The organism is Trichlorobacter sp. (assembly GCF_030247655.1).
GTDB lineage: Bacteria > Desulfobacterota > Desulfuromonadia > Geobacterales > Pseudopelobacteraceae > Trichlorobacter.
The window spans coordinates 1-11,117 of the sequence record NZ_JAOTRZ010000093.1 but is presented as its reverse complement, the minus strand read 5'-3'; the positions used below and the strand labels follow the sequence as shown (position 1 = coordinate 11,117).

The 11,117-nt window shown below is 51.8% G+C and carries 5 protein-coding genes; 4 read left to right on the top strand and 1 reads right to left on the bottom strand.

The window, feature by feature from the left end:
* Positions 1-253 (bottom strand): DEAD/DEAH box helicase family protein (locus OEL57_RS09545; protein WP_300740010.1); only part of this gene is annotated, 253 nt, incomplete at its 3' end.
* 279 nt (positions 254-532) lie between these two features.
* Between OEL57_RS09545 and OEL57_RS16925 the strand changes: the two genes are divergently transcribed.
* The 4 genes from OEL57_RS16925 to OEL57_RS09525 all read left to right on the top strand — a co-directional run bounded on the left by OEL57_RS16925 (position 533) and on the right by OEL57_RS09525 (position 10,983).
* A complete protein-coding gene (locus tag OEL57_RS16925) occupies positions 533-1,282 on the top strand; it encodes a response regulator transcription factor (RefSeq protein ID WP_300740008.1) in 750 nt (249 codons plus the stop codon).
* Positions 1,283-1,382: 100 nt separating this feature from the next.
* Positions 1,383-3,641: a PAS domain-containing protein gene (locus OEL57_RS09535; RefSeq protein WP_300740006.1), complete on the top strand. Its 2,259-nt coding sequence runs from the start codon at positions 1,383-1,385 to the stop codon at positions 3,639-3,641.
* Positions 3,638-6,970 carry a bacteriohemerythrin gene (locus tag OEL57_RS09530; protein WP_300740004.1) on the top strand — a complete coding sequence of 1,111 codons (3,333 nt, stop codon included), beginning with the start codon at positions 3,638-3,640 and terminating at the stop codon, positions 6,968-6,970. Before OEL57_RS09535 ends, OEL57_RS09530 begins: the two co-directional genes overlap by 4 nt.
* Before the next feature lie 188 nt (positions 6,971-7,158).
* On the top strand, positions 7,159-10,983 hold the full coding sequence (locus OEL57_RS09525) for an EAL domain-containing protein (protein WP_300740002.1): 3,825 nt from the start codon (positions 7,159-7,161) through the stop codon (positions 10,981-10,983).
* The last annotated feature ends 134 nt before the right edge of the window (positions 10,984-11,117 follow it).

Genomic DNA, 11,117 nt, shown 5'->3' with positions numbered 1-11,117 from the left:
CGGCGTTGTCCGGGAACAGTTCCTTGAACTCACCGTAGAGCTGGGCAGCCAGGGTCTTGTTAGGTGCCAGCACCAGGGCTGGCCGGCCGGTGCGGGCGATGACATTGGCCACGGTAAAGGTCTTGCCAGAGCCGGTTACCCCCAGCAGTACCTGATGTTTGTCTCCCCGTTCGATCCCGGCCACCAGTTCATCAATCGCCTGGGGCTGGTCACCGCTGGGTGTGTAAGAAGTAGTGAGTTTAAAATTTGACATAAGATGTGTACTCTATACTAGTGTGCCTCTTGCAAAAGTCAATCGGCATTGAAAAATGTTGAGCTTACCGATATCTGCTTTGATATCACGAGTGTCTCGTACCTCAATGGGAATCTGGGTTGAACAGGGGGCTGTGGCAACGGTCAGAAAAAATTGCGTGTGCCTTCTGATGTGAAATTTTACAAACAAACCAGACAATTATTGACTACAAGTCAAATAAGATATAATAAGTCCAATTTGAAGACGACGTGGTAGCATTCTAAAAAAACTGGGGTGTTCGTGAAACTTGATAAAGCCCGCATACTTATTGTAGACGATGAACCGGCCAATCTTGCAGTATTGGCAACTGCTTTGGAGGTCGACTATGAGCTGTTTGCGGCCACAGGTGGCTACAAAGCGCTGGAGTTGGTCAAGGATATCCACCCCGACCTGATCCTGCTTGACATCATGATGCCTGACATCAGCGGAATTGAGGTCTGCAGGATTATAAAATCAGATGCAGCCCTTGCGCATATTCCGGTTATCTTTCTAACCGCAATGACCGGCCGGGCCAATGAGACAAAGGGATTGGAGGCTGGGGGAATTGATTATCTCACCAAGCCGCTCGCTATTGATCTTGTCAAACTAAGAGTTAAAAACCAGATCGAGCATGCCCAAATCGTTCAGCGTCATTCCCCTGGCATACAGGCTGGAATCCGGAGGGATGCAAAGCTCTACACTATTCTGCCGTGGCGTTTTGCTGAATCAGCATCAACATTGCACACTCCCAACGGCTCTGCTTTACTGCTCACATCGCACGAATCTCTTTTGCTGCAGCTACTCCTCGCCAACCCCGGCAAAAATGTCTGTTATCAGGAAATCTTTGCTGCACTCTGCCAGCCAAACGACCGGTTTGGCAAGGCTCGCCTCGAAGTACTGATCACCCGCCTGCGTGCAAAAGTGGCTAGAACAGATCCTGCCGCAACACTGCCGATCAAAGCCAGACGAAACATAGGCTACGTCTTTCTCTGCACACTGGATCTGATCTGACCTCAACCCACACACAAAACTCTGTCCAGCCCCAACTGCAAGCAAATGTAAGAAAACTCTTTCACAGAGTCTGGTATATTTATTACAGGGAGCTGACAATATGAACTATCTATCACAGACTGATATGTCGAAGAAGAACCGTCTCAGGCGATCTATTTCTCCACTATCTTCTCTTGTTGTGCTCCCCCTACTCATCCTGGGCCTGCTGCTACCTGCACTTGTCAATGCAGCGTACGAACGACAGCTTCTTACTCCTGAAGAGTTGATTTATCTGAAAGCGCACGGCCCGATTACCTTTGTCAGTCAGACAAACTACCCACCTTTCGAGGCGCAGCAAGAGAATGGCACCATGGATGGGATGAGCGTTGAACTGGCACGCTGGCTCTCGACAGAGTTCGGGATCAAGGTGATTTTTACCAACATGACCTTTGCAGCAGCACAGGAGGCGGTTCTGAGTGGCAAGGCCGATGTCATCACCAGCCTCTTCTACAGCGATAAGCGTGCCGAAAAATTTGCTTTTACCGATCCGATTTTTGATGTGCCGGCATCCATTTTCGTCCTGCATGAACGACCTGACATCAGCAGACTGGATGACCTGAAAGGGAAGCGGATTGCCATTCAACGCGGTGATTATGCAAAAGATTTTCTGGAGTCAAAAGGGATTGATTTTACCTTGGTGCCGGTTGACTCCTTTGCCCAAGCTGCTGATGCCGTGATTTCCGGACAGGCCGACACCCTGATCGGTGATGAACAGATCATTCTGTACCACCTCTTCAGCAAAAATCTGAGCGACAAACTTAAAAAAGTTGGTGAGCCGCTCTATATTGGCAAAAACTGCATGGCTTTGAAAAAAGAGAACATCGTGCTGCATGGCATTTTAGCCAAGGGGGTGCGACATGCCCGAGAGGGGGGCGTACTCACCACAATCTCTCACAAATGGCTCGGCGTGGAGTTGACGCAGCAGCAGGAGATTCCTCGCTGGCTGGTTGTCGTTGGCATCGCAGGTGCCGCATCACTACTGCTTGCCCTGCTTGTTATGATGATCAACCGGAAACTGAGACTGATCATCAAAGAAAAGAGCAGAGAGCAGGGAGCAGTCCTTGATGCTTCGGTGATCGGTATTGCCAAGGTAAAAAAACGTACCGTGCTCTGGGTGAACCCGGCGATGTGCAGGATGTTCGGCTATGAGCCATTAGAACTTCAGGATGTCGATACAAGGAAACTTTACCCTACTACAGAGTCATATGAACAGCTGGGTAGTGATGCCTACCCTCTGCTTTCCTCTGGTTTAACTTACCACACCGAGCTTCAGATGCGCCGCAAGGATGGCAGCCTCATCTGGATCAGGCTTCAGGGAATGGCGCTTTATCCGGAACATCCCGCAAAAGGGAGCGTTTGGACGTTTGAAGACATTACCGAGCGCCAGCGCCATGAAACAGAGCGTAACCAGGCGATCTCACTGCTGCAAACTGTGATCCATACGGCGCCGGTTCGAATCTTCTGGAAGGATACAAGTTTGCGCTATCTTGGTTGTAACCTCCTCTTTGCAATTGATGCCGGTAAGTCTGACCCGGACGAACTGATCGGGAGGGATGATTTTGAGATGGGATGGGCTGAACAGGCTGAACTTTATCGCTCTGATGACCAGATGATTATGGAAACCGGCGTATCACGGGTGAACTTCGAGGAACCACAAACCACCCCTGATGGCAGGCAAATCTGGTTGCGCACTTCCAAGGTGCCGTTACGAGACAGCGAGGGCAATGTCATCGGAGTGCTGGGAGTTTATGATGATATTACCGAGCAGAAACGGATTAACTATGAACTGAAGTTGCGCGAACAGTACCAGCGGGCGCTGCTGGACAACTTCCCCTGCCTTGTCTGGTTAAAAGATACAGAGAGCCGTCTTCTGGCCGTCAACCGTCCGTATGCCAAGGCCTGCAACCGGGCCTCTGTAGATGAACTGCTGGGGCTTAGCGATCTGGATATCTGGCCCCATGATCTTGCCCAGGCCTATCGTGCCGACGATCGGGAGGTGTTGGCTTCAGGACATAGCAAGCATGTAGAAGAGCCGCTTGAAACCGATGCCGGGCGTAGCTGGATTGAAACCTTCAAATCACCGGTTGTGGTTGACGGTAAAGTCATTGGTACGGTTGGCTTTGCACAGGACATCACCGAACGCAGGAAGGCCGAAAAGGAGAGAGCAGACCAATTGGAGGAGTTGCGCCGCTGGCAGGAGGTGATGCTGGGGCGAGAGGAACGGATCATCGAGCTGAAAGGTCAGATCAACGAACTGCTGGCCCGGCTGCATGAACCGCCACGCTATGGCAGTGCAGCCTCTGAAGAGGTGAAGCCATGAACGGCATCCAGAGATTAAACGAAACACAGGACAAAAAGATCGACATCTTCCCATGGGATGACAATTTCAACACCGGTCTGCCCCTTGTTGATCAGCAGCATCGGCGGTTGGTGGAGTTGCTTAACCTGCTGGCAAGCAATGTTGCCTTTGGCACCGGTGCCGAAGTGATTGATCGGATCTTTGACGAACTGGCCGATTATGCAGTCTATCACTTTGACAGCGAGGAAGCGATCTGGCGGGAGCATCTTGCCAGTGATGCCGCCGAAGCTGCGCACTGTGCTCTCCATAACAGTTTTACCGAGGAGGTTCTACGCCTGAAGACCTCTCGGGATTCGGTGCCGCTAGCGTCGGTAGCCGAAGAAACGCTCGGCTTTCTTGCCCGCTGGCTGGCGTCCCATATTCTGGAAAGCGATCGTTATCTGGCCTATGTCGTACTGTCGCGTATGGAGGGGCTGTCGCTTGAATCCGCAAAAAGCCATGCAAAAGAGCAGGTAGAGGAAGCCACACGCGCCCTGATCAATATCATCCTGTCAATTTACTCCATACTTTCCGCCAATACCCTCAACCTGATGCGCGAACTGGCCGCTCATCGGAAGGACAAGGAAGAACTGCTCCGCACGCGTGAAGAATCTCAACACAATGAAGCCAATTTTCGTGGCATGTTTGACACCATTGACGATTTTCTGTTTGTGCTTGATGCGGAAGGTAATATCCAGCATGTTAACAGCACAGTCATCAAACGCCTCGGCTACTGTGAGGCTGACCTCGTAGGGCGGAACGTGCTGACGGTTCATCCACCGGAACGCCGCAAAGAGGCTTCCAAAGATGTCAGCGAAATGCTGGCGGGGAGTAACGACTTTTGTCCGGTTCCTCTGCAGCGTGCGGATGGCAGCCTGATCCCGGTAGAGACCCGTATGGTACTCGGCCAATGGAACGGACAGCCGGCCCTGTTCGGAGTTAGTCGGGATTTAACTGAACGGATACATGCAGAAGAGGAACTGTGCCGTTCAAAGGCCGAAGCCGAACGTCTGCTGGCTGAATCAGACCGTATGCGCAAAAGTGCGCTCTCTATGCTGGAGGATCAGCAGCAAATAGAAAGGGAGAACCTCCGTCTTTTGGAGGAGGCCCAGGAACGTGAGTTTTTCCTGAGCCAGAGCCAGCAGGTGGGGCAGATCGGCGGTTGGCGCGCTGATCCGGCAAACAACAGGTTGCTCTGGACTGAGGGGGTCTATACGATTATTGAATTGCCGCAGCATTACAAACCGGATCTGGAAACAGCGCTTGATTGCTATCTACCGGAATCGCGCAGCTTGGTACTGGAGCATCTGCAGCGTTCACGTACTACCGGCGAATCATTTGCCATCCAGGTTCAGGTACACGGTGCGCAAAGCGGTGTGACAAAATGGTGCGAATTGCGCGGCCAGCCACATTTTGATTCGTCCGGACGGATTGACTATCTGATGGGCACACTCCAGGACATTACCCGGCTCAAACAGGCAGCCGACGAGATCCAGCGAAGAGCAGATGAGTGGAGTGCTACCTTTGATGCGATACCAGATCCGCTCATGATCATCGATCGTGAGTACCGGATACGGCAGATCAACAAGGCCGCCCTGCAAAAGCTGCAGATGACACGAAGCGAGGCCCTTGCCTCAAGCTGCATGGCCTGTATTGATAACGCCGATTGTCCTCCTGATTACTGCCCTCAGGCCAGGACGCTGCAAGATATGCAGGGGCATGTCGCTGATCTGCCCATTGAACGATTTGGCGGGCACTATATTGTCTCAACCTCCCCGATTTTTGACTCTGATGGGAATTACCAGGCCAGTGTCTATCTGGCATATGACATAACAGAACGTAAGGAGCTGGAGTGCTCTCTGGTTGAAGCCAAAGACGCTGCCGACGCTGCCAATATTGCCAAGAGCGAATTCCTCGCCAACATGAGCCATGAGATCCGCACCCCGATGAACGGCATTATCGGCATGCAGCAGCTTCTTGAGTATACCGAATTGACCGGAGAGCAGAAGGAATACCTGGACGCCATCTCGGAGTCATCGGACAATTTGCTCTCCCTGATCAACGACATCCTTGATCTCTCTAAAGTCGAAGCCGGCAAAATTGAACTGGAACAGTCAGAATTCAGCCTGCGCCGCTGCATCAGCGATCTTGTCAAAACCCAGATTGGGTTAATCTATAAAAAGGGGCTTACCTTTACCTCAAATATACCCGCTGAGCTGCCGGATTTGCTGGTTGGCGACCAGCTCCGACTGAAGCAGATACTGCTCAATATCCTGGGTAACGCCATTAAATTCACCTCGCGGGGTGGCATTACACTGACTGCAGCCTGCCTTGAACGCCATGACACCAGTGCGCTGTTCAGGATCAGCATCACCGATACCGGCATCGGTATCAATCCCCAGGCATTGAAAACAATCTTTGACCCGTTTACCCAGGCAGACTACTCCACTACTCGCAGATTTGGGGGCACCGGGCTGGGCTTGACCATCGTTTCCCGCCTTGCGGAGCTGATGGGGGGGGGCGTCGAGGTTGAAAGCAGCGAAGGAGTCGGTTCAACCTTCCAGATCACTCTCCCCTTCCAGATAACAGAGAGTACAAGTGTATTAGAGGTTGATAGAGTAGCTGTTCTGGCGGATCAGGCACACGCCCCCTTGAAGGTGCTGGTGGCAGAAGATAATGCCATTAATCGTCTGCTTATGGTCAGGCTACTAAGAAAGCTCGGTCATCAGACATGCGAGGTAGAGGATGGCAAAGCTGCCGTTGAGCAGATCCGTAACGGTTCATTTGATCTGATTCTGATGGATATTCAGATGCCTGTCATGAGTGGAGAAGGGGCGCTTGTCGCCATAAGGGAGATAGAGCAGGAACGTGGTGGTCATATCCCGATCATTGCCCTGACTGCCCATGCGCTTAACCACACCCGCGACCACCTGCTTGCTGTCGGTTTTGATGGTTTTCTACCAAAACCGCTCGATCTCAACAAACTCGTTGCCCTGCTGAAAGAACTGTTTCCTGAACACTACCGGGAAAATAATGGAGAATGTGAGACTGGTGTGGCAAAAACCGAGATTGCTGAAGCCACAGGTGCTGTTTATACATTCCCGGTTGAGCTTGACCAACAGATTGAAAAACTGGAACGACTGATACAGCAGCAGAGTGTACAGGCTCGCCAACAGGTAAAAAAGCTTGCTGCGCATCATCTACTGCAGGGATATAGCGATATGACGTCACTGTCAGAGGCTCTGAAACGGTTTGATTTTGATCAGGCATTAAACAGCCTGAAAACACTCAAAGAGCGGTTGAGGCTTTGATGGCAGGAGCAACTTTGCAATTACGATCAATGAGACAAGGACGAATACTACAGAAGTTGATGTCGGCCTAGCACACCTTGATTGTCATGCCATCAGCACGCCCCTAGGCACTGCCGGGCAATCCGTGGGTGTGCGGGATTTGGCGTACTACTACTCTTTACTGCACAAGGCATACTGGAGCCATTAGCATGACACAATCGTCTGAACGGCTTAGAAATATGGGAATTCGGGGGCGTCTAGCCCTCTTGATGCTGGTATGCGGGCTTTGTCTGCTGATCAGCATTATAGCCGTTATGCTGCCGTTTTTCCGTTGGAACATGACTTCCCAGATAGAGACCCAGCAGGCAACCCTGTTGACTGCCATTCAGACTGAAATTGACGGCAAGCTTTCACTGGCTCAAAAGCAACTTGCCGGGGTTGCCGGAGTTATGACACCTGAGGCATTACACAACCGGACAGCAGCACTTCGTTTTTTAGAAAACCGGGCCGGTATTACCCATATCTTTGACAACGGCCTGGCGGTACTGGACACTGATGGCTATTTAATTGCCGAAACGCCACCCCAACCAAACCGTACCATCTTTGATTTTTCAGCGCACCCCGTTTTTAGACAGGCGATCACTGCAAATGGCTCTGTCATTTCGACGCCGTTCCGCTCCACCAAGTCCTCCAACCACCCGGTGGTGCAGATTTCTGCCCCAGTACGAGATCAAACCGGTCGGGTAGTTGGTATCCTCTCCGGTGGGCTGCGCCTTGATGGTGACAACGTCATTGGCTCCATAGCTCGCCACCGTATCGGCACCGGTGGCTACCTATACCTATATGCCAAAGATCGCACCATGCTGGTGCATCCCGACCCCAGACGTATCATGCAACAGGATGTACCACCAGGGGCAAACAGACTGTTTGACAAAGCTCTGACCGGATGGGAGGGAACCGGCAGAACTGTCAACTCCCGCGGGCTGGCAGCGGTATCCAGTTTCAGGCAGATTACGCACGCCCCCTGGATCCTAGCGTCCAACATACCAGAATACGAGGCGTTTGCACCTGCAAGGCGTGCTACGGCCATGTTTCTATTAATAACCACCATGGTTGGATTGGTCGGTATGGCGTTTTTCTGGCTAGCCCTCCGTTCAGTTACCAGTCCACTGGAAAAATTTGGCGATCACCTAGAACAGCTTGCCACAAAAGAGGGGGATGATCGCCTGTTTGCGCCGATGGAAACGGCACCGCAGGAGGTGAAGCTGCTAGCTACAAGCTGTAACCGGATGGTAAGCAATCTGGATCAGCAGCAGCAGCAGCTTTCTCGACAAATGGAATATATGCATCAACAGGCTCGTTTACTGGAACAGGAGATCGCAGAACGCCAGCAGTTGGGGCAGGAACTGCAAATTACCCTGGAACAACAGCAGGCTTCTAGCCGGTTATTGCAAATCATTTCTGACAACGTGCCTGATTTGGTCTGGGCCAAAGATACAAACGGTGTGTACCTATTTGCCAACGAGGCAATGTGCAACAATTTACTTATGGCAAATGATACGCAGGAACCTATTGGAAAAAATGACCTCTTTTTTGCTTTACGGGAAAGAGAGTCGCATCCTGATCGCCATGACTGGCATACCTTTGGTGAACTATGCGTTAACTCTGATGAAGTCGTATTAACAGACCGTTGTGCTCGCCGTTTTGACGAGTATGGCAATGTCCGCAGCGAGTTTTTGCACCTGGATGTCTACAAGGCACCGCTCTTTGATCAGCACGGGCAGCTGATCGGAACGGTCGGGTCTGGAAGGATAGTGACCAAGGAGAAACAGCTTGAGCAGGAAAATGGACGACTGACCCGACTCTATCGCATCCTTTCGGAGCTAAATCAGCAGATGGTACACCGTGTTGAACCAAGGGAACTGCTGCAGGTGGTCTGTACCACTCTAGTTGCAGATCAGAGTTTTAATATCGCCTGGATTGGACTGCCTGATGGTGCGGGAAGATTTTTCCCGGCACTGTCAGCCGGTGTTTCCCTTGAACGGTTGCAGCAACTCGGCAGTATTCCCCCGCCTGCCAATAATCGTATAATCGTCCCCCGTATTGCTGACCTGTGTGCAACAGCAGCAGAAGAGCACTCTTGGTGCGGATGCGATGTCTTTCAGACTGAGTGTAATTTTTGTGCAGCTGCCTCTTACCTGATTCACCCTTCACAGGCAATGCCTGTCCTGCTGGTTCTGTATACTACAGACTCCCAGCTCCTGACCCACACGGCAGAACAACTGCTGCTTGATGAGCTGGTGCAGGATCTGGCCTATGCCCTGGATGTCGCTGAGCAGGACAGAGTTGATCTACTTAACCGGCAACAGCTTGAGCTGGCTGCAACGGTCTTTGACAACAGCAGTGAAGGGATCAGCGTTACGGACACCCAAGGAAGGATCATCTCCGTCAACCGCGCTTTCTGCGAGATTACCGGCTACCAACCTGATGAACTCTTGGGACAAAACCCGCGTCTACTAAAATCAGGCCGCCATGATCGCTCCTTTTATCAGACTATGTGGCGCTCCCTACTGGAGATCGGCCGCTGGCAGGGGGAAATATGGAATCGACGCAAGGATGGTGAGATATACCCTGAGCTGCTCTCCATCACGGCGGTCAAGGAACCTCTGGGAGAGATCAGCCGCTATATTGCTGTATTCAGCGATATCAGTGGAGTTAAAGAGTCTCAGCAGCAGATTGACTACCTTGAATGGCACGATCCCCTGACTGACTTGCCCAATCGTCGGATGTCCGGCAACCACTTGAGCCAAGCCATTGATCTGGCACGACGTAGAGAGAAATCAGTTGCCCTGCTCTGTCTTGACCTTGATAACTTCAAGGATATTAACGACAGCTTCGGCCATCTAACCGGAGATGCCCTCTTGCGTCTTGTTGCCAGACGGCTGCGGGATCGGCTGCGTTCCAGCGATCTGGTGGGCCGCCTAGGAGGTGACGAATTCATTGTGCTGCTGGAGGAACTGGATCAGCCGGAGATTGTACCGTTGATCGCTGAAGACATCCTTGCGTTGCTACAGCAGCCGTTCCAGCTTGATACCGGCATTGAGCTACAGACCGGGGTCAGTATCGGCATTGCTCTCTTTCCGGATCATGGTCAGACTGCCACAGAGCTACTACAGCAGGCCGATGCCGCCCTGTTTCAGGCCAAACAGCAGGGACGCGGACGCTTTGCTTACTACCATGACGAAATGACGGAAAAGGCTCGGGAGCGGGTCAATCTAGGTAACTATCTACGGCGGGCTGTAGAGAAAGAAGAGTTGCGTGTCTACTACCAGCCCCAAGTAGATGCTGGCACAGGGCGGATTATTGGTGCAGAGGCGCTTATGCGGTGGCAGAACCCCGTGCTGGGTCTTGTTTCACCAATACGCTTCATCCCGCTGGCCGAGGAGATCGGCTGTATTATCCAGATGGGTGCGTGGATTCTGCGCCAGACATGCCTGCAGGGACGGCAGTGGCTTGATCAAGGACTTCCTCCCATCACACTGGCCGTCAATCTCTCACCAACCCAGGTTCACCAACCTGGATTGGTGACGCTGGTAAAGCAGACGCTGGAGGCAACAGGCTATCCGCCTGAGTTGTTGGAGCTGGAGCTGACCGAATCGGCTCTGATGCAACACGAAGAGGAAACCATAGCACTTCTAAACGACCTGCGGGGCTTGGGAGTACAATTGGCGTTGGATGACTTTGGCACCGGATACTCCTCGCTGGCCTATTTGAAACACTTCCCGCTGAACCTGCTTAAGGTGGATAAATCCTTTGTAGACGATCTGCCTGATGGTGCCAAAGATGTAAAAATTGTCACGACCATTGTGCAAATGGGAAAGAGCCTAGGCTTTAAGCTCCTAGCCGAGGGAGTTGAGCGGGAGGAGCAACGTGCTTGCTTGCACAGCTTGGGCTGTAACTTCTATCAGGGATATCTTTTTAGTAAACCATTGCCTGCAGAGCAATTTATTGATCTGCAGCGGGTGACGAGATGAAGTAAAGCATCTGAGCCACTTTTGCAAGAGGCTCTAGTGGTAATAAAATGTCTGCCTGTAGTTGACAGACGGCCAAATACGATATAAGAAGTCCTGTTTAGTAATTTGCTAATTTACTTGGAGTTGTTATATGA

Excerpts from the sequence above, each read along its gene's own strand:
- OEL57_RS09530 (WP_300740004.1), top strand. The coding sequence starts at position 3,638 with ATGAACGGCATCCAGAGATTAAACGAAACACAGGACAAAAAGATCGAC.
- OEL57_RS09525 (WP_300740002.1), top strand. The coding sequence starts at position 7,159 with ATGACACAATCGTCTGAACGGCTTAGAAATATGGGAATTCGGGGGCGT.
- OEL57_RS09535 (WP_300740006.1), top strand. The coding sequence starts at position 1,383 with ATGAACTATCTATCACAGACTGATATGTCGAAGAAGAACCGTCTCAGG.